The following is a 19,391-nucleotide window of genomic DNA, read 5'->3' as shown; positions in this document are numbered from 1 at the left end:
TTATTTAATGGTATTAGGCATTAGTAATATAACTAATGCCTATTAAAAAAAGCTAGCTTTTATTTCTCTAAGTTTTTAACTTAGGACATTAATTATTTTATAACTCAATTGTGTACTAAATGTTTACTTTTTAAAAACTATTTGTAAATTTTTTCCTATTATGTACTTTTTAATACATCAAATTTTGAAAATACCACATTAGTATTTTGTTTCCTAAAAATATAGTAAAAATTGAAGCCAATGCAATAAAAGGACCAAACGCAATATAATCCTTTCTTCCTTTTTTCTTTAATAATATTAGTAGTGTACTTATAATTGAACCAAATATGAATGAAAAGCAAATACTGATAACTGTCAATTTAATTCCAAGAAATAGTCCTAAATAAAAGCATATTTCAACATCCCCAAATCCCATAGCTTTAGTAAAAAACGCTATAACAGCCAATACTCCTCCACCAAATAATGCACCAAAAATATATTGCTTAAAATCATTATTATAATAAACACTTAACAATATAAATATGATTCCAAATACTATTCCTATAATACTTGTGATAAAATACACATCCGTAGTGTTTAGATCAATCATTCCAACTACAATTAAAATAGCTATAAGAACCACATATTTCATAAATTGAATACTAGGTCCATATTCCAAATAAGTTATGAAAAATAAAATTCCTGTTACAAATTCTATAACAGGATATCCAATAGATATCTTTTCACCACAATATCTGCACTGTCCTCTTAATAATATATAACTGAAGATAGGAATTAAATCATACCACTTTATTTTACTGCCGCATGCAAAACAATGTGATGAAGGATACACTATTGATTCTCCTTTAGGTATTCTATATATACACACATTAAGAAAACTTCCTACTATAAGACCAGTAATTATCACCAAAATTGAATCTAATGTAAACATATCTTCTCCTTTTCTATAGAATAAATTAAAAGCTTCCAAGATTTAAGTTAATGCTTGGAAGCTTTGTAGTAAATGTTTCTTTATAATTCTGGTCTATATAATCAATTTATAATCATGTTTTTATAAAATCATTTAATTACATTTTTTCTTTGCAAATTGTGTAATTAAGCAACATAGCAAATACAATAAACATCACAATCATATTAATCATAACTGCATATGGTCTCCAAATTAACATATCAAAATGGAATCCATGAATCTCTCGTATCACCTGTGAGGATGCCATTGGAAGCGCATTTAATAAAAATTGAGAAAATCTCCATGGTACATTTATAAATAAAGCCATAACTATATAGAAAATATTTATTGCAATTCCTATTGATGTAGTCAAATTTGTATTTGCTGTTTTATATGATATCCATCCTATAAGAACACTTAAAGTTAATGTTCCTAAAAATTCGCTTACAAACATTAAAGCTATTGCATCTCCTAATGTAAAATTTCCTATAGAAAATAGTGCCATTACCTTCAAACTACTTTTCAAAGTTTGAAACCCTGTGACTGAACCTATAATTAATATTGTACCAAGTGTTGCTGCTAAATTTAACAATAAACCATATATCATAACTGGAAAAAGCCGAATCTTCATCATTTTACTTCCCAATTTTGTTGCACAAATAATCTCCATACTGCCGTCTTCCATGCTATCAGAGTAAGTGGCTGCTGCAAAAAATGTAACTAAAAAAAGAATTATTAAGTATATAAATTTAAGATTATCAATAGCAAAATTCCAAAGATCACACCCCTGATACTTAACAAAAGGCGTCTTTACTTTGCTTAGTTCCTTAAGCGCCTTAGCTTGATCCTTTTTAGGAATCTTTTCTATAAGCACAATAGATTTTTTTCTCCAGCAATCATAGAAATTTTTAGCATATTCATCAGGAAAATCCTGAATTCTATTTTCAGAGTATAGTACTCCAGGATATTCCTGAACTAACCCACGCACAAAAGATGTAGGCAGTTCATATTTTATTTCTTTTGATTTTTCATCTCTCACCTTGTTAAGCCCAATCCATAATTTATCTTCTGTCATTTTACCAGAATATACAGATTCTTCTTTCAATATTTTAGGCAAATTTTTATCTCCGCCTAAGAGTATTACACTTAATCCAGCAGTTAAGAAAAATGTACCTATTATTGAGAAGATCACATACTTTGTAAAAAGTCGACGTTTTAATTCTTGATATATCATCTTTCTATCTCCTTCTATAGTTTAACGTAACTAATAATGTGCTGATAAAGAAAGTAATTCCGTTTATGATAAATAAAACTGAGGGCATGTAGAGAACTTTCCCCATAAGTGTTATCAATGGAAATTTCCTCAACTCTACAAATTCAAGATATGAAAATACCATTCCTCCTGGTAATAACATTTTAATTGCATCAATGATTGGAGATTCCATATCAATAAATATACCTAACATAAGAGCAATTAATAATGTCAATATAGAAAGCTGAATAGCTCTTGAAGACTTTTTTACTATAGATGAAATTAAGGTAGAAAAACTTGCTACAGTTAAAATTCCTACTGCTCCAAAAATAAACACTTTTTTAAGCAATTCCCCTATATTGTATGCGAAAAAACTTTTACCAGAAACTTGTATTGACGTATTTAGAGCATCCTGCGGCAATAAATGCATAAGGAGAAGAATATAAGTACCAACTCCACAAAGATAGATTATGGATGCCATAAGCAAAGGTATAATAATCTTTGCTGCAGTTAGAATCTTTTTACCTTGCATTGTAGCCTTAATGATTTCATCCATCCCATTTTCCTTATCCTTTGCTATCATAGAACCTGAAAAAATTCCTACCATAATCATAAGTACAAAAGAAAAAATCATTATATGTTCAATTCCTTCGCCCCATTGTTTAAAACCACTATAATAGATATATGGTTTTTTAACACTATTCCAAGTTGATAAAGCTAACGCTTTTTCACTTTCATTATGTGCATTTTTATCAATATAATTACGATAATATAAATCTTCATTTTCATAAAAATGCTTTCCTGAATCCTTGGGAATATGCAAGATATCCTTTGTAGATTCTCCCTTCATATTTCTAAGTTTTAACTCTTCCATAACTAACATATCAGCATATACAGAATATTTGAGCAATTCTTTATTAATTATGATATCTTTTTCATCACTACCCTTTAATGAATGAAGAAACGCATCACAGCCACTTTGAAATTTATCCTCAGTCATTTCCCCTGTAGTACCTATTCTATCTTTAGCAGCTGCTTCTATTGCTGATTTACCTTTATAATCTTTGTAACATCCTGTCTGCATAAAGTTTTCCGTGGCTCCACCTACAATAAACCAAGCCCACAATGTCGCCAAAATAACTGCAATTAATGTATATGTAAACAACCTCTTAACGTTAAATTGTCGTTTTAATTCTTGAAAAAATACATCCATTTTTTACACCTCTCTTACTTTTGAAAGATAAAAATCACTAAGAGAAGGAGATATCAACTTACTATTTGGAAGGGGATCATCTGCAACATAACGAATGGCAACCTTTCCTTCACCTTCATTACGAAAATTTGTAATTTTATATTCCTTTTGAAGTTTTTCCATACAAATTTCTGGCACCAATGTTTCGAACACTTTACCGGTAAGTGCTTGAATTAAAGCTTGGCTCTCCCCTGCTTCAATTACTATACCCTTTTCCATGAGTATAAGAAAATTAGCAATAAACTCAATATCTGAGACAATATGTGTAGATAAAATAATAATTTTCTCTTTACTTATTGTGGTCAAGTATTGACGAAATTTTCTTCTTTCTTCTATATCTAAACCAACAGTAGGCTCATCTACAATTATAATTTTGGGATCATTCAACATAGCTTGGCATATTCCAACTCTACGCTTCATACCTCCTGAAAGCTGATCCACTTTTTTCTTTTTAACTTCTAATAAATTAAATTGACTTAATAATTCACTAATTCGCTTATTTCTTAAGTTTTTATCAATCCCTTTTAATGCTCCAATATAATGCAGAAAATCTTCAACGGACTGATTTTTATCGTATCCAAACTGCTGAGGTAAATAGCCTATGTTGTCAAGATAGCTACTTTTAAGTTCAGCAATATCTACATCATTTAGCACTATTTTTCCATCACTTGGTTTTATATTCCCAACTAACATTCTCATTAATGTGGTTTTCCCTGCACCATTTGGTCCTAAAAGGCCCCAAATTCCTGGAGTAAATTCAAGATTTATATTACAAGCGGCATTTAAATCTTTAAAATTTTTAGAAAGATTATAAGTTGTTAATTTCATGTTTCTTCCTCCTATTAGAATTTATAAATATGAATTTTAAAATAACTTCTTAGTTCATCTCCAAGAAGTTTAATATAATAAAAAACCCTCTTTCATTCTAAGTATAACTAAGAGGAAAGAAAGGTTTATTCATAAATTGTTTAGTAATTATAAAGATTTTATTAAGAAAGAAACATATTAAAATTAAAATTATTTACTATGGATTAGGTATGGTAATAGTAAATATAGTGTGTCCATTTTGACTTTCTGCACTTATTGAACCTTCATGCTTTTGTATGATTTCTTTTGCAATAGCAAGTCCAAGACCTGCTCCAGCTGACTGACTTCTTGATTGATCTCTTCGATAAAACTTTTCAAATATAAGTTCTAATTCCTGTCTACTTATTATGTCACCATCATTTTCTATAAACAATTTCACACTGTTTTCTTCAATTTTACCATTTATTTTTATAACAGAATTCTTAAGGCTATATGCTATAGCATTTTTTAGTAAATTATTAAGTACTCTAGCAAATAATGAACCATCAACATAAAGCTTTATATCAGAAGGAAGATTTACATCAAATTTTAAGTTTTTATCCCTAAGTAAAGGATAAAGTTCCTCTGTCAATTGTTCTAAAAAAAAGTTGGCATCTAACAAGCTTTTGTTTAAAGGAATTTCCTGAAGATTAAAGCGCGTAATATCAAAAAATTGATTTGTTAGGTCTTCCAACCTATAAGATTTTTCTAAAAGTTTTTTAATGTACTCTTTGAGTATATTATCTGGAACTTTAGATTCATCTAAAATAGTAAGATAACCAATGATGCTTGTAAGTGGAGTTTTTAAATCATGTGCCAGATATGTTATGAGATCATTTTTTTTACGCATTTCTAATGAAATTTCCTTCTTCACAAATTCATTCTCTTGTATAAGATTATTTATTTCTGAATCAATAATTTTTAATTCCTGAAATTTTTGGGGAACTTCTGCCTTTATTAGTAAGGATATACGTTGTTCTATCTCATCTATTGTCATTTTACGCTCTTTATTCTTTGAGTATTTTGCTGTAAAATAAACGGCAATTTCTAAAAGAAGAAAGCCAAAAACAGCTATAAATATTAATATGTCTTTAAGCCGCGGCCAGTAGAAAATTCCTTTAGAACGATCTACTCCCAAAAATAATACCTTTTCTTTGTCAAATAATATTTCATTTTGAAAATATTCTGCTACTAATCCTTCAAATTTTAAATCAATGAGGAACATTAACATTATAAATATGAAAAAAGCTAAAATATAATAATTCCATTTCCATTTTCTACGCTTCAATGATATAACCTACCCCCCATACAGTTTTTATATATTCAGGGTGTTCAAAAGATTCTTCCATTTTTTCTCTTAAATTTCTAATATGAACTGCTACTGTGTTGGTAGATTTTGAATAGTATTCATCTTCTCTAAGCAAATGAAACAATTTTTCTCCATTTAAAACTTGTCCTTTATTTAATAGTAATATTTCAAGAATATTAAATTCTGTAGGCGTTAGCTTTAATTCCATACCATTCAAATTAGCCTGTCTACTTTTTCTATCTAAAATTAACCCTTTATAATATATAATACTATCTTCCTTGGTGTTTTCTCCATACTCCTTGTATCGTCTAAGCTGAGCTTTAACTCTTGCCATAACTTCCAGTGGATTAAAAGGTTTAGTAATATAATCATCTGCACCATAAGTAAGACCTATTATTTTGTCTTGATCTGCTGTTTTGGCAGTGAGCATTATTATAGGGTACTTATATTTTATTCGGATATTTTTACAAATATTAAGCCCATTTGTATCTGGCAGCATTAAATCCAAAATAACTAAGTCTGGCTTTCTGCTTTCAAGAATTTCAAAAGCCTCTTTACCATTTTCTGCTTCCCATGCTTCAAAGGATTCAGCTTTTAAATAGATTTTTAATATATCTCTAATATCTTTATCATCTTCCACAATCAATATTTTTTCCATTTCCTTGTTATATATCATTCAAAATCCTCCAAGCACAATTTAAATATCTTTGCTTCACAATAAATTGCTACATCTTAATCCAATTATATAGTAAATAAAAGAATTACTCCAGAAGTTACTATAAAAGGTCCAGTGATTCTTAGACTCAGGTGGAGTTTTCCTGTGAGGAATACATCCTACCTGAGAAAGTAGATTTACTTTGATTATTTTTTAATTTTTAAAATAGTTATTGATTAACGAAACAATGAAACTGCACAATAGACAAGTAGAAGAGCCATAACAGTGTTGAATACTTTATAATGTTTTACAAGAACTTTCTGAAATACAGAGCCAAACAATGACCAACAGCAGGTTCCTACAAAGCCAAGTAAAGCAAGAATCACAGAAAAACTTGTAAGCATGAACACAGATTTGTAATATGGTACGATAAATGTTGAAACGGTTGCAAGTGCATAAATAATAACGTTGGGATTGACGAACTGCAAAAGTAAGCCAGATAAAAATGTATTTGTACGCTTTTCGGGTTTGTCCTCACTGTTAGGTTTGCTCTTGTAGGTTTGCCATGCAAGCCATAGCATATACGCTGCACCAACAAATGACATAATTGATTTGATTGATGGGATAAAACTGTAGAGAGCTATACTAAAAATACTACTTAAAGCAAATAGAATAAAGACACCAAAGAATATGCCTACATTAAACATTATGCTCTTCTTAAATCCGTATCGGCTTGCATTTGACATTGACATAATAGTATTTGGTCCTGGACCAAAGTTTGCAATAAGAACATAGGATAAAAATGCTGTAAAATTTGGCATGGATATTTACCTCCTAACTATTGTATGATATAATGCACGAAAAGGATAATATATTATATTGTGCAGTATAATAATACTATTTGTGCAGTATACTGTCAATAGATTGGAGGAAATTTTTTTGGAAAAACTTAATTTTATTATTGCTGAAAACTTAAAAAAGCTTCGTGTAGAAAAAACACTTAGCCTTGACAATGTCTCAAAGTTGACCGGTGTAAGCAAAAGTATGCTAGGCCAAATTGAACGTTGTGAAGCAAACCCTACTGTATCAACGGTATGGAAGATTGCAAATGGGCTTAAAATATCATGTACTCAACTTATGAGCATGCCAGAAGATGACTTTGAAATCGTAGATAAGAATGAAGTACAACCACTTGTTGAGGACAACGGCAGGATTAAAATATTTCCTGTGTTTACCTTTGATAACGCAAGGCGCTTTGAAATGTATTCTATTGAAATTGACACTAACGGTTATTTATCTTCAGAAATTCACCAACAAGGTACACAGGAATTTATTACTGTATTTTCTGGTAATCTTACTATGACTATAAATGGTAAAGATTTTGTTATAACAACAGGTAATTCCATACGATTTAAGGCAGACTGCCCTCATGCTTATCAAAATACCGGCAATACAATTTGCTCATTGAGTATGGTTATTTACTATCCAATATAAAAATTAATCAATGTAGCTTTAGAGATTATTTAAAACAGATATTTATATGAAGCCCAATTTAATATTTTAGGGTGTGATCCGATATCAACAACATTTCAAATACAGCCAAAAACAGAAGCCGTCGGATAAAGCCGCTGGCTTCTGTTTTAGTAGGATATGCTAGTATTATGCAATAGATGGTTTAAAATTTATCAAAAGCCTAACTCCAAATTCAACTGTGGATATAAATGTTACCTTTTTACATATACAAATAACCTCCTAAATCACTACAACAAGCAAAAAAGTAACTAAGATATTTCTATCCTAATTACTTTTCACTAACTTAATTATTCTATTACAAATCTATTCTAACACCTTAAAATACTGGTTTAGCATCCATTTACTTTTATTCCCACTCTATTGTAGCAGGTGGTTTTGAGGTTATATCATAAACAATTCTATTTACTCCATGAACTTCGTTAACAATTCTTCTTGAAACTAAATCTAAAACTTCATAAGGTATTCTAGCCCATTCAGAAGTCATTGCATCAGAAGATGTTACTGCTCTTAAAGCTATTGTATGGCAATAAGTTCTTTCATCTCCCATAACTCCTACAGATTGAATATTTGGTAAGCATGCAAAGTACTGCCATATCTTTTCATCCAATCCTGCATTAGCTATTTCTTCTCTGAAGATAGCATCTGCTTCTCTTGTTATTTCCAATTTTTCTTCTGTTATTTCTCCAAGAACTCTTATTGCAAGTCCAGGTCCTGGGAAAGGCTGTCTCCAAACTAATTTGTGAGGAATCCCAAGCTCTTCTCCAACAGCTCTTACTTCATCCTTAAATAGTTCTCTTAAAGGCTCTATTAGTTTAAATTGCATATCTTCTGGAAGTCCACCAACATTGTGATGGCTTTTTATTGTAGCAGAAGTATTAGTTCCACTTTCTACTACATCTGGATATATAGTTCCTTGAACAAGGAAACTTATTTCTCCAAGTTTATTTGCTTCTTCTTCAAATACTCTTATAAACTCTTCGCCTATAATCTTTCTCTTTCTTTCTGGGTCACTTACACCTGCAAGCTTTCCTAAAAATCTATCTTTAGCATTTACTCTTATCAAATTCATATCAAATTGCTTTTTAAATATTGTTTCAACTTGATCTCCTTCATCTTTTCTAAGAAGACCATGATCTACAAATATACATGTAAGTTGTTTTCCAATAGCTCTATGTACAAGTACAGCTGCAACAGATGAATCCACTCCACCAGATAAAGCACATATAACTTTTTTGTCGCCAACCTTTTGCTTTATGGCTTTAATCTGATCTTCTGCAAAAGAACTCATTGACCAATCTCCCTTTAAGTTACAAACTTTAAATAGGAAGTTTGAAAACATCTTTTTACCAAAAGGAGTATGTTCTACTTCTGGGTGAAATTGAACTCCATATATTTTTTTCTCAGTATTTTCCATAGCTGCCACAGGACATTGACTTGTAGTACCTATTACCTTAAATCCTTCTGGAGCCTGAGACACATAATCTGTATGACTCATCCAGCAGCTTTGTTCTTCATCTATTCCATCAAATAGTGCAGACTTATTGTTTAATTTTACATTTGCTTTTCCATATTCTCTTACATCTGGGCTCTCAACTTTTCCACCTAAAGTATATGATATAAGCTGTTCTCCATAACATATTCCAAGTACAGGAACTCCTAAATTAAATATTTCTTTATCTATTCTTGGAGCACCTTCTCCATAAACACTGTTAGGTCCACCTGTGAAAATTATGCCCTTAGGATTTTTTTCTTTTATTTTATCTATTGTATATGTATAAGGTATTATTTCACAATAAACATTATTTTCTCTTACTCTTCTAGCTATTGTCTGATTGTATTGACCACCAAAGTCAACTACAAGAACTAATTCTCTTTGCATAATTACCTCCAAATATTTTAATTAAAATTAAGAATTGTAAGCTACAATTCTTAACTTTAACTATAAACTATTAAATTTTATTGATTAACACTATAGTTTGGTGCTTCTTTAGTTATTGATATATCATGTGGATGACTTTCTCTAAGTCCTGCTGATGTCTGTACTACAAATGTAGCATTTTCATCTAACTCAGCTAAAGTTCTAGCTCCTAAATATCCCATACCTGAACGTATTCCACCTAAAAGTTGGAATATAGTGTCTGCTACATATCCCTTATAAGGCACTCTTCCTTCAACACCTTCTGGAACCAATTTCTTATTTCCTTCTTGGAAATATCTATCTTTACTTCCACAAGCCATAGCAGCTAATGATCCCATTCCTCTGTATACTTTATAGCTTCTTCCTTGATATATTTCAGTTTCTCCTGGTGCTTCATCACATCCAGCAAGCATTGATCCCATCATAGCAACTTTTGCTCCAGCTGATAACGCTTTTACTACATCTCCTGAATACTTTATACCACCATCTGCAATAATTGGCACTCCATGTTTCTTTGCTTCCTCTGCACAATCCATTACTGCAGTAAGCTGAGGTACTCCAACACCAGATACAACTCTTGTAGTACATATAGAACCAGGTCCTATACCAACCTTCACACAATCCGCTCCTGCAAGAATGAGATCTCTTGTTGCTTCCGCTGTTGCAACATTTCCTGCAATAACTTGAAGATCAGGATAGTTTTCCTTTATTAATTTAACAGAATCCATAACTCCTTTAGAGTGTCCATGAGCTGTATCTAAATTTACAACATCTACTCCAACCTTAACTAAAGCTGCAACACGTTCTAGCATATCTGAAGTAACTCCTACTGATGCTCCACATAAAAGTCTTCCTCTTTCATCCTTTGCACTATTAGGAAATCTTTTTACTTTTTCAATATCTTTTATAGTTATAAGTCCTCTTAAATTATTGTCATCATCTACTAATGGAAGTTTTTCTATTCTATGATTTTTTAATAATTCCTTTGCTTCTTCTATGGTAGTATCTTCTGGTGCAGTTATTAAATTTTCTTTAGTCATTACTTCACTTATTTTTCTAGAATACTCTGTTTCAAATACAATATCTCTATTTGTTATTATTCCAATAAGTTTTCCATCTACAGTAATCGGAACCCCTGATATTCTATACTTACTCATAAGTGATAATGCATCATTTATGCTGTTATCCGGTGAAAGAGAAAATGGATCTGTTATTACTCCATTTTCTTGCCTTTTTACTCTATCTACTTCCATAGACTGTTCTTCTATACTCATATTCTTATGTATAATACCTATTCCGCCTTCTCTTGCCATGGCTATAGCCATTTTAGAGTTAGTAACAGTATCCATTCCAGCACTCATAAGTGGTATATTTAATTTTATTTTTTTAGTCAAATTAGTAGTCAAAGAGACCTCTCTTGGCAACACCTCTGATTTATTTGGAACTAAAAGTACATCATCAAAAGTATATGCTTGTTTTAAAATTTTTCCCATTCAAAATCAACTCCCTCTTATATTATAAACAATAATTAATAAACAAATCATTAAATATTTTTAGATTTTTTGTAAAAAAAAACACATTAAATCACCAAAGAGTGAAATTAATATGTTTATACACAATAACCTCACTCATAGTCGGAAATTTACGGCTTCCGGTAGATACTCCCTGCCATATCCAGGGGATATATGAGTCGAATGAAACTTTTGTTTCATATATTAATAAAATTGCAACTTATTAATCTATATTATTTGAACTATTTACATTATTTTATTCAATTTTTATACCTTTGTCAATTATTTTATTTTAAAATCGTCATGTTTTGAGGCATATATATACGTTTTCATAATAAAATTCTACAAAATTCATAAAATAAAGTAGAAAAATTCAAAAAGCTTTCTATTATAATTAGTATTATGTATAATATAACTGCATTTTAATAACAACAATATACTTGATAACATGAATTAGTATGAAAAGGAGCTTTATTTACACATGATAAATTTTGAAAGAAAATATAATAGAATGTTTTTAAAAAAAATTATACAGTCTATATCTAAATTCAATATGATTGAAAGCGGCGATAAAGTAGCTGTAGGGCTCTCTGGAGGTAAAGACAGTGTATTCCTACTTTTCTGCCTTAAACTCATTCAGCAGACCCATATAAAAGACTTTAGCCTTATGGGAGTTAATATAGACATGGGGCTTGGAATGAACATGTCCCCTTTAATAAACTTTTGTAATGAAAATGAAATACCTATAATTATAGAAAATACTAATATAGCTGAAGTAATTTTTCAAGAAAGAAAAGAAAAAAGTCCTTGTTCTCTATGCTCTAAATTAAGGAGAGGAGCTTTAGTAAGAGTTGCAAAAGCTAATAATATTAACAAGATAGCTTTAGGCCATAACACAGATGATGTAATAGAAACTCTATTTATGAATGTGATAAAGGTTGGTAAATTGGGTGCCTTTCATCCTAATATATATCATGAAGACAACAAGATGAGTATAATAAGACCTATGATATATTTAAGAGAACCTTTAATAGAAAAGCTTGTTAAAGATTTAAATTTGCCCATAATAAAAAGTCTTTGCCCTGAAGATAAAAAAACTACAAGGGAAGAAATGAAAAATTTATTATTTTCTCTTGAAAACATCTATGAAGATGCTGCTAATAAAATTATAAAATCTTTAGATAATGTTGATTATAAAAGTTTATGGAATAAAAAGTAAAAGTTAAACCCAGCACTTTAAATGTGCTGGGTTTATAAACAATCTGAGCATTATTTTTGACTTAATTTTAGTACATTCCGTCCATTCCCATTCCTGGTGCTCCACCTGGCATTGGGGCATTGTTCTTTTCTGGAATATCAGCTACTGCAGCTTCTGTAGTTAAGAATGTAGAAGCTACTGATGCAGCATTTTGAAGTGCTGATCTTGTAACCTTAGTTGGGTCAACTATGCCTACTTTTAACATGTTTACATAAGTATCATGTAAAGCATCATATCCTACTCCAGCTTCATTAGCTTTAACTTTTTCAATTATAACTGAACCTTCAACTCCAGCATTTGTAGCTATTTGTCTTACTGGTTCTTCAAGAGCTTTTGTTATTATATCAATACCTACTTTTATATCATAAACATCTGAAGTAAGTTTTGCTACTTCTGGAATTGCATTAATATATGCTGTTCCACCACCAGCAACGATTCCTTCTTCAACAGCTGCTTTAGTTGCAGCTAGTGCATCTTCTATTCTTAATTTTTTTTCCTTTAATTCTGTTTCAGTTGCAGCACCAACTTTGATTACAGCTACTCCACCAGCAAGTTTTGCAAGTCTTTCCTGTAATTTTTCTCTATCAAAGTCTGATGTAGTTTCTTCTATTTGTTTCTTTATTTGAGATACTCTATCATGAATGGCAGTCTTATCACCTTTTCCATTTACTATTGTAGTATTTTCTTTAGTGATTTTAACTGATTCAGCTCTTCCAAGCATTTCTATTGTAGTATCTTTTAATTCTCTTCCTAATTCTTCAGATATTACTTCTCCACCAGTAAGTATAGCTATATCTTGAAGCATTTCTTTTCTTCTGTCACCAAAACCTGGAGCTTTAACAGCTACACAAGTAAAAGTTCCTCTTAGCTTATTAACAACTAAAGTTGCTAATGCTTCTCCTTCTACATCTTCACCTAAGATTAATAATTTTTTACCCTGTTGAACTATTTGTTCAAGTACTGGTAATATATCCTGGATATTTGATATTTTCTTATCAGTAATTAATATATATGCATCTTCTATGTTAGCTTCCATCTTTTCTGTATCTGTAACCATGTATGGGCTTACATATCCTCTGTCAAACTGCATACCTTCAACAACATCTAATTCAGTTCCCATAGTTTTTGATTCTTCAACAGTTATAACACCTTCATTGCCTACTTTTTCCATAGCATCAGCTATAAGTTTACCTATTTCTTCATCAGAAGCTGATATTGCAGCAACTCTTGCTATATCTTCTTTTCCATTAACTGTTTTTGAACTTTTCTTTATTTCTTCAACAGCTTTATTAACAGCCATTCTTATACCTTGTCTTATAAGTATTGGATTAGTACCAGCTGTAACATTTTTCAATCCTTCTCTTATAATTGCTTGTGCAAGTAATGTTGCTGTAGTAGTTCCATCTCCTGCTACATCATTTGTCTTTGTAGCAACTTCTTTAACTAATTGTGCTCCCATATTTTCATATGCATCTTCTAATTCTATTTCTTTAGCTATAGTAACACCATCATTAGTTATAAGTGGTGATCCAAACTTTTTATCTAATATAACGTTTCTTCCTTTTGGTCCAAGTGTAACTTTTACAGTATTAGCAAGCTTATCTACCCCTGCCTGCATTGATCTTCTTGCTTCTTCGCTAAATAAAATACTTTTTGCCATATTAAAACCTCCTATACAATTATTCTATTACTGCTAATATGTCATCTTGTTTTAAAATAGTGTATTCAACACCATCCATTTTAATTTCGTTTCCTGCATATTTGGAGAATAAAACTTTTTCTCCAACCTTAACTTCCATTTTAACTTCTTTCCCATTAACTACTCCGCCAGGTCCTACAGCCACAATTTCAGCTTCTTGTGGTTTTTCCTTTGCTGCTCCTGGTAAAACAATTCCACTTTTTGTAGTTTCTTCTGCCTCTAATCTTTTAATAACGACTCTGTCTCCAAGTGGTCTAATGTTCATTTAAACCCCTCCTTAAATTACTTTTAATTTATTTTATATAATTAATTAGCTTTTATTATTAGCACTCACTTCATTTGAGTGCTAACACAATTATTATAATAATGAATAATGTCTATATTTTCAAATTTCAATTTCATACTTATTAAATTATTTACCGTAAAATAATGAAATAATCACATCATAGGTAAGTATTTCACCCTTTTCCTAAAGATTTCATCAATATACTAATTATTCAAAATAATTTCTATATTATACACTTGATTATTTATTGTTATTTTTTACTTATCAGGTTATAATACACAATATAAATCAATAATTTTAGTTATAATTAAAAACTAAATAAAAACCCTAGGAGGATTTTTATTATGAAGCTAGACACATACCTTAAACTTATATTTTCTATTTCCATATCCATATTCATACTATTATTTTCTATAAAGACTACTTTAAACTTTAAATATCTTTATTATTTCGACATAAAGCATTTAAATATAGAAAATAGTACCTCATTATCACAAAAAGAAATACAAATTACTTATGATTATTTAATAAATTATATAAATGGTCCCCAAAAACAAACATTTAATATACCAACACTTAACTCTTCTAATGAAGGCAAAATTCATTTTTTAGAAGTTAAAAATATATTCAGAAAATTAAATTCAATGTTCTTTATTTTTACTATAATAGGTATATTAGGTGCTTTATATACTTATAAATATAAACTTTTTTCTATTTTCAACTGGACATCCAACTTACTTTTGTTCATATGCTTATTTGCTTGGATACCATTTTATGTGAATTTCAACAAAAGCTTTAACTTCTTTCACGAAACAATCTTTAAAAATAATTATTGGTTATTTGATCCCAATAAAGATCCAGTAATTAATATTTTACCTGAAAAATATTTTTTTCATTGTGCTATTTCAATAATTTTAATTACGCTTACTGGAAGTTTACTTTTAAAAATACTATATCTTAAAAATAGAAATGGGAAATAGATAAATATAATCTATTTCCCATTTTTAAAGGAACTATGTTTAATAATCTTCTTTACTAAATTCTCACCTTTAAATACTCCTATAGCAAATAATAAAGTCATAATAACAGCTATAAGTATCAATGTCGTTTTATTACCAGAACCAATTTTAGCACCAAAATATGCAGATATAAATATTCCTGGAATCCTTCCCAATGTAGAATATATAATAAAATCTTTAAAAGTCACATTTGAAACACCGCATATATATGCTAATACATCTTTAGGTATACCTGGTATTAAATACAACAAGAAAACCACAAAATTCATATGCCCTAAGTTTAAAATTCTTTTAAAAAAATTTGTATCCTTGTTAGATATTATTTTATCTATTAGGGGCTTACCATAAAAATTAGAAATCCAAAATACAATCATACTTCCAGCCGTTATTCCTAATAAAGATATAATACCTCCACCTATTGTTCCATATATGTATCCTCCTGCAATTTGCACAATTTCTCCTGGAATAAAAAATGCTACAACCTGTATAACCTGAAGCATAAAAAATACCATAATACTATATTTTCCATAGGACATTATTATGTATTTTATTTTATTAGGATCTTTAAACAGGAAAAAATACTTACTGTAATAAACATATGCTGAATAAATTAGAAATATGCATATTATGCTTAAAACAATATATGATTTATATTGTTTTATTTTATTAAAAATCTTCCTAGTAAAACCTTCAATCATATTTTCACCTTAATTCTATATATAATAAACATTTATTATATATTATCAACTAACTTCAAAAAAGTAAACGAAATAAGCAGCTCTAAACACTATTTACATTTAAAGCTGCTTTTAATGCTAATTAAATTATCTTTCTAAATTTACATTTTCAAACTTATTTAATTTTTCATTTGAAAGTACCGATTTTTTAGAAGATTGTCCACTAAATTTCGAAAGTTGCGGTTTTGACCTCATAATCGAAACCATAGTAGCTGGTCCACCTATACATCCACCTTCACACATCATTCCTTCTATAAAGTTTCCTGGAAGTTTTCCAACCTTAGCCATAGTCATAGCTCTCTTTATTTCATCCATTCCACTAACTTTTACTGGTTTAAATTCTTCTTTAATTCCTTTATCTGATACATAATTTTGTATTGCTGCTGTAAGTCCACCGCCTTGAGCAAAACCTCTTCCAAAGCTTGAAGCATCTTCTACTAGCGTATCTTCACAATTTTCAGGATCTATTTCAAAGGCTCCCATTAAAGCAGCTATTTCTTCAAAAGTCATAACATAATCCACTGCATCTTTTATGCTCTCTCTTTGAATTTCTGTCTTTTTAGCTGTACATGGTCCTACAAATACTACTAAAGCTTCTTTATCAATACTTTTTATCATTCTTGCTGCAGCAACCATAGGTGAAACTGTACCAGAAATTTTTTCAACTTGATCTGGAAATTTATTTTCAATATAATTCATAAAGCCCGGACAACATGAATTTGTCATATATTTTTGTCCTTCTTTCATTCTTTCAACAAATTCATTGGCTTCATGTACAGTTACAGCATCTGCTCCACATGCTGCTTCTACCATATCTTCAAATCCTATTTTCTTAAAAGCATTTTTAATTTGTCCCACTGTTACTTTTGGTCCAAATTGTCCACTTATAGCTGGAGCTACTACTGCATAAACCTTTTTGTTATTAACTAATACATCAGTCACATCTTTAATGTAACTTTTATCTGATATTGCACCAAAAGGACATGCTGCCATACAAGCTCCACAATTTATACACTCTTCTTTTTCAATCATTGCCATTTTGTTATCTGAATTAATTTCCAATGCACCTGTAGGGCATACTCTTTTGCATGGTCTCATAACCTCAGCTATAGCACCATATGGGCATGATTTTTTGCACATTCCACACTCTTTGCAAAGTTCTTGATTTATATATGCACTTCCTGCTACTCTGCTTACAGCACCTGCTGGACATACTTCCATACATTTATGTTGAATACATCCTCTACATGCATCTGTAACTGTATATTTATCTATAGGACATTTATCACATGCTGCTGGTAAAACATACATTATTTGTTTATCATCTTCAGGTATAGATAAATTATTTATAGTATCACCATTAGGTAAAAAACCTGCAGCTAATTGAGCCCTTTCAAAAACTACTGCTCTTTCTTTATATACACAACATCTATATTGAGCTTTATCACCCTGTATTACTTTCATAGGAACTTTTTCTAATTCTCTTTTTGTAAGTCTGTTTTCTTTTGTCATAACTGCTACTTCTTTTAATACTAAATACTTAAGTTTTTTTAATTGGGTTTCAAAAGTTACCATCTTATTCTTTATCCTCCTATATACTAGTAAATTAAGATTTTTTAATCTGTTCTAAGGTATTTCATTGATATTTAAGCACTATGAAATATAATCACTAAATGTTTAAATAAAATATGAAAGCTAAAAATTATATTATAATTTTTAACTCTGTAATTCTTAACTTGCTAGTTAAATTATTAACTTTGATAAAATTACTTTAATTTTGAATTTAATTTATTTTTTAATAACACAGTTGATGATGTTTTGTTATCATCACTCTTCAAACATTATAACAGATTTTTTAAATTAATGTAACAGGTTTTAAAACAAAATTTATTGGAATATTTTAATCCAAAATTAAGTTACTTTTCATGTAATTGTTACCATTTTAACAATATTAGAAGAAAATTTATTTTACTCCTCAATTAATCCTCTTCAAATTTAATTTCATTCTCTCTTGCATAATAAAACAAATATTGTTGTGCAAATCCAGCTAAATTTGTAAATTTATTTATACCAAATTCCCTTATTTTTTTGAGAGAAACATCTGGTGCCAAGTAAAAATGCTGCATTGCTCTTTTCACCCAAACATCTACAGGAAAAGCAGAATATTTTTCCATAGAAAAAAGCATTATACAATCCGCAACTTTAGGTCCTATTCCCATAAACTTTTGAAGTTCCTTGTGACATTTTTCAGCCTCTTGACTCTTTATCCACTTAACATCATACTGTTCATCATATTCTTTGTTTTCAATATTTCCTTTAGTATTTATATTACTAACTGTATCCTTAATATATTTTGCCCTAAATCCAACACCACAACTTTCTAATTCCTCTAATGAAACAGAACTTAGCTTCTCAATAGTTGGAAATGCATAATATGTATTTTTCTTATACTCTAATTTTTCTCCCCACTTAGAACTTATATTTTCGATTGCCCTTTTTATCATTGGTATTCTATTATTCGCAGATGTTATAAAAGACACTATTATTTCAAAAGGTTCTTGTTTTAATAATCTTATACCATGACCAAAGTTTACTGAAATGCTTAATGTTGGATCTTCACTCAACAAACTTTTTATTTCAGAGTAATCTCTATCTAAATCAAAATAATTAATCCATATTTTATCAAAGTCTTCCTTACAAGTATTATAAATTATAACATCATTTTCTTTCTTTTCTACTTCTATTACCTTTCCATAGGCTACCCCTATGTAATTACCATTCTTTTGTCTATGCCATCTAAAACACTGTCCACAATCAAATATATGAGTAAGTTCAAAATTTTTAACATCCTTTACTATTACCCCATTTTTAAATGATTCTACACAACTAAAGTCCATTTTAACACCCCTATTCTTAATTTTTTATATTGTTACAAAATGAGTACATTATCACGCAAGTGAATGTAAGCGAAGTAACTTTCATAGTACTTATTACCCGACTTATACATACTTTTCAACAACCTAAACAATTAATCTCTTTCGAGATATTTCCATAAAATAAAAAAAGCTGTTCTTTAAACTAAATATTATTAGTACAGCAGCAGGCTCCGCCTTAATTTTAAGCGTTATTAGTTATAACTAAATATAATTTTGAATTACTAAAATTAC

Annotated in this window: 17 protein-coding genes and 1 riboswitch; of the genes, 3 read left to right on the top strand and 14 right to left on the bottom strand. The window is 29.7% G+C overall.

Features of this window, described 5'->3' with window-relative positions; genetic code table 11:
- Nucleotides 1-169: 169 nt before the first annotated feature.
- The 7 genes from EG57_RS0219675 to EG57_RS0219645 form a co-directional block, all read right to left on the bottom strand.
- Nucleotides 170-931 (bottom strand): prepilin peptidase, encoded by a 762-nt coding sequence (locus EG57_RS0219675; RefSeq protein WP_032078839.1) that lies wholly within the window; start codon nucleotides 929-931, stop codon nucleotides 170-172.
- A gap of 136 nt (nucleotides 932-1,067) precedes the next feature.
- Nucleotides 1,068-2,183 (bottom strand): hypothetical protein, encoded by a 1,116-nt coding sequence (locus tag EG57_RS0219670; protein WP_032078838.1) that lies wholly within the window; start codon nucleotides 2,181-2,183, stop codon nucleotides 1,068-1,070.
- 4 nt (nucleotides 2,184-2,187) lie between these two features.
- Nucleotides 2,188-3,414, bottom strand: a complete 1,227-nt coding sequence (locus EG57_RS0219665; protein ID WP_032078837.1) for an ABC transporter permease — start codon at nucleotides 3,412-3,414, stop codon at nucleotides 2,188-2,190.
- 3 nt (nucleotides 3,415-3,417) lie between these two features.
- Nucleotides 3,418-4,281, bottom strand: coding sequence for an ATP-binding cassette domain-containing protein (locus EG57_RS0219660; RefSeq protein WP_032078836.1), 864 nt, complete (start codon nucleotides 4,279-4,281; stop codon nucleotides 3,418-3,420).
- 196 nt (nucleotides 4,282-4,477) lie between these two features.
- Nucleotides 4,478-5,587 carry a sensor histidine kinase gene (locus EG57_RS0219655; RefSeq protein ID WP_032078835.1) on the bottom strand — a complete coding sequence of 370 codons (1,110 nt, stop codon included), beginning with the start codon at nucleotides 5,585-5,587 and terminating at the stop codon, nucleotides 4,478-4,480.
- Nucleotides 5,577-6,266 carry a response regulator transcription factor gene (locus EG57_RS0219650; protein ID WP_029162907.1) on the bottom strand — a complete coding sequence of 230 codons (690 nt, stop codon included), beginning with the start codon at nucleotides 6,264-6,266 and terminating at the stop codon, nucleotides 5,577-5,579. Before EG57_RS0219650 ends, EG57_RS0219655 begins: the two co-directional genes overlap by 11 nt.
- Before the next feature lie 233 nt (nucleotides 6,267-6,499).
- Nucleotides 6,500-7,084 carry a LysE family transporter gene (locus tag EG57_RS0219645; protein ID WP_029162908.1) on the bottom strand — a complete coding sequence of 195 codons (585 nt, stop codon included), beginning with the start codon at nucleotides 7,082-7,084 and terminating at the stop codon, nucleotides 6,500-6,502.
- A gap of 118 nt (nucleotides 7,085-7,202) precedes the next feature.
- Between EG57_RS0219645 and EG57_RS0219640 the strand changes: the two genes are divergently transcribed.
- Nucleotides 7,203-7,757 (top strand): helix-turn-helix domain-containing protein, encoded by a 555-nt coding sequence (locus EG57_RS0219640; protein WP_032078834.1) that lies wholly within the window; start codon nucleotides 7,203-7,205, stop codon nucleotides 7,755-7,757.
- Nucleotides 7,758-8,142: 385 nt separating this feature from the next.
- Here EG57_RS0219640 and guaA read toward each other — a convergent pair whose 3' ends face one another.
- Nucleotides 8,143-9,675, bottom strand: coding sequence for a glutamine-hydrolyzing GMP synthase (gene guaA / locus EG57_RS0219635; protein ID WP_032078833.1), 1,533 nt, complete (start codon nucleotides 9,673-9,675; stop codon nucleotides 8,143-8,145).
- A gap of 77 nt (nucleotides 9,676-9,752) precedes the next feature.
- Nucleotides 9,753-11,207 (bottom strand): IMP dehydrogenase, encoded by a 1,455-nt coding sequence (gene guaB / locus EG57_RS0219630; RefSeq protein WP_032078832.1) that lies wholly within the window; start codon nucleotides 11,205-11,207, stop codon nucleotides 9,753-9,755.
- A 118-nt stretch (nucleotides 11,208-11,325) separates the two neighbouring features.
- Nucleotides 11,326-11,423, bottom strand: a riboswitch (purine riboswitch).
- A 283-nt stretch (nucleotides 11,424-11,706) separates the two neighbouring features.
- Between guaB and EG57_RS0219625 the strand changes: the two genes are divergently transcribed.
- Complete coding sequence (locus EG57_RS0219625; RefSeq protein ID WP_032078831.1) at nucleotides 11,707-12,444, top strand: tRNA 2-thiocytidine biosynthesis TtcA family protein; 738 nt, start codon at nucleotides 11,707-11,709, stop codon at nucleotides 12,442-12,444.
- A 67-nt stretch (nucleotides 12,445-12,511) separates the two neighbouring features.
- Here the strand turns inward: EG57_RS0219625 and groL are convergent, their stop codons facing one another.
- Nucleotides 12,512-14,143 carry a chaperonin GroEL gene (gene groL, locus EG57_RS0219620; protein ID WP_032078830.1) on the bottom strand — a complete coding sequence of 544 codons (1,632 nt, stop codon included), beginning with the start codon at nucleotides 14,141-14,143 and terminating at the stop codon, nucleotides 12,512-12,514.
- A gap of 19 nt (nucleotides 14,144-14,162) precedes the next feature.
- Nucleotides 14,163-14,447 carry a co-chaperone GroES gene (gene groES, locus EG57_RS0219615; RefSeq protein ID WP_007061534.1) on the bottom strand — a complete coding sequence of 95 codons (285 nt, stop codon included), beginning with the start codon at nucleotides 14,445-14,447 and terminating at the stop codon, nucleotides 14,163-14,165.
- Nucleotides 14,448-14,812: 365 nt separating this feature from the next.
- On the opposite strand from groES, the gene EG57_RS0219610 reads away from it, so the two are divergent.
- A complete protein-coding gene (locus tag EG57_RS0219610) occupies nucleotides 14,813-15,448 on the top strand; it encodes a TIGR01906 family membrane protein (RefSeq protein ID WP_032078829.1) in 636 nt (211 codons plus the stop codon).
- 11 nt (nucleotides 15,449-15,459) lie between these two features.
- Here EG57_RS0219610 and EG57_RS0219605 read toward each other — a convergent pair whose 3' ends face one another.
- The 3 genes from EG57_RS0219605 to EG57_RS0219595 form a co-directional block, all read right to left on the bottom strand.
- On the bottom strand, nucleotides 15,460-16,185 hold the full coding sequence (locus EG57_RS0219605) for a TVP38/TMEM64 family protein (protein ID WP_032078828.1): 726 nt from the start codon (nucleotides 16,183-16,185) through the stop codon (nucleotides 15,460-15,462).
- Between the two features lie 126 nt (nucleotides 16,186-16,311).
- The gene (locus EG57_RS0219600) at nucleotides 16,312-17,799 is read right to left on the bottom strand and encodes a 4Fe-4S dicluster domain-containing protein (RefSeq protein ID WP_032078827.1); all 1,488 of its coding nucleotides are present in this window, start codon (nucleotides 17,797-17,799) and stop codon (nucleotides 16,312-16,314) included.
- A gap of 404 nt (nucleotides 17,800-18,203) precedes the next feature.
- Complete coding sequence (locus tag EG57_RS0219595; RefSeq protein ID WP_032078826.1) at nucleotides 18,204-19,121, bottom strand: DNA-3-methyladenine glycosylase family protein; 918 nt, start codon at nucleotides 19,119-19,121, stop codon at nucleotides 18,204-18,206.
- Between the last annotated feature and the right edge of the window lie 270 nt (nucleotides 19,122-19,391).

It is taken from the genome of Clostridium drakei, from assembly GCF_000633595.2.
GTDB classification, from domain to species: domain Bacteria; phylum Bacillota; class Clostridia; order Clostridiales; family Clostridiaceae; genus Clostridium_AM; species Clostridium_AM drakei.
The sequence above is the reverse complement of the archived record's forward strand: the minus strand, read 5'-3'. Positions and strand labels throughout refer to the sequence as shown.

Coding starts and splice junctions, on each gene's coding strand:
- EG57_RS0219675 (WP_032078839.1), bottom strand. CDS start 931: ATGTTTACATTAGATTCAATTTTGGTGATAATTACTGGTCTTATAGTA.
- EG57_RS0219670 (WP_032078838.1), bottom strand. CDS start 2,183: ATGATATATCAAGAATTAAAACGTCGACTTTTTACAAAGTATGTGATC.
- EG57_RS0219665 (WP_032078837.1), bottom strand. CDS start 3,414: ATGGATGTATTTTTTCAAGAATTAAAACGACAATTTAACGTTAAGAGG.
- EG57_RS0219660 (WP_032078836.1), bottom strand. CDS start 4,281: ATGAAATTAACAACTTATAATCTTTCTAAAAATTTTAAAGATTTAAAT.
- EG57_RS0219650 (WP_029162907.1), bottom strand. CDS start 6,266: ATGGAAAAAATATTGATTGTGGAAGATGATAAAGATATTAGAGATATA.
- EG57_RS0219645 (WP_029162908.1), bottom strand. CDS start 7,084: ATGCCAAATTTTACAGCATTTTTATCCTATGTTCTTATTGCAAACTTT.
- guaA (WP_032078833.1), bottom strand. CDS start 9,675: ATGCAAAGAGAATTAGTTCTTGTAGTTGACTTTGGTGGTCAATACAAT.
- guaB (WP_032078832.1), bottom strand. CDS start 11,207: ATGGGAAAAATTTTAAAACAAGCATATACTTTTGATGATGTACTTTTA.
- EG57_RS0219625 (WP_032078831.1), top strand. CDS start 11,707: ATGATAAATTTTGAAAGAAAATATAATAGAATGTTTTTAAAAAAAATT.
- groL (WP_032078830.1), bottom strand. CDS start 14,143: ATGGCAAAAAGTATTTTATTTAGCGAAGAAGCAAGAAGATCAATGCAG.
- groES (WP_007061534.1), bottom strand. CDS start 14,447: ATGAACATTAGACCACTTGGAGACAGAGTCGTTATTAAAAGATTAGAG.
- EG57_RS0219610 (WP_032078829.1), top strand. CDS start 14,813: ATGAAGCTAGACACATACCTTAAACTTATATTTTCTATTTCCATATCC.
- EG57_RS0219605 (WP_032078828.1), bottom strand. CDS start 16,185: ATGATTGAAGGTTTTACTAGGAAGATTTTTAATAAAATAAAACAATAT.
- EG57_RS0219600 (WP_032078827.1), bottom strand. CDS start 17,799: ATGGTAACTTTTGAAACCCAATTAAAAAAACTTAAGTATTTAGTATTA.
- EG57_RS0219595 (WP_032078826.1), bottom strand. CDS start 19,121: ATGGACTTTAGTTGTGTAGAATCATTTAAAAATGGGGTAATAGTAAAG.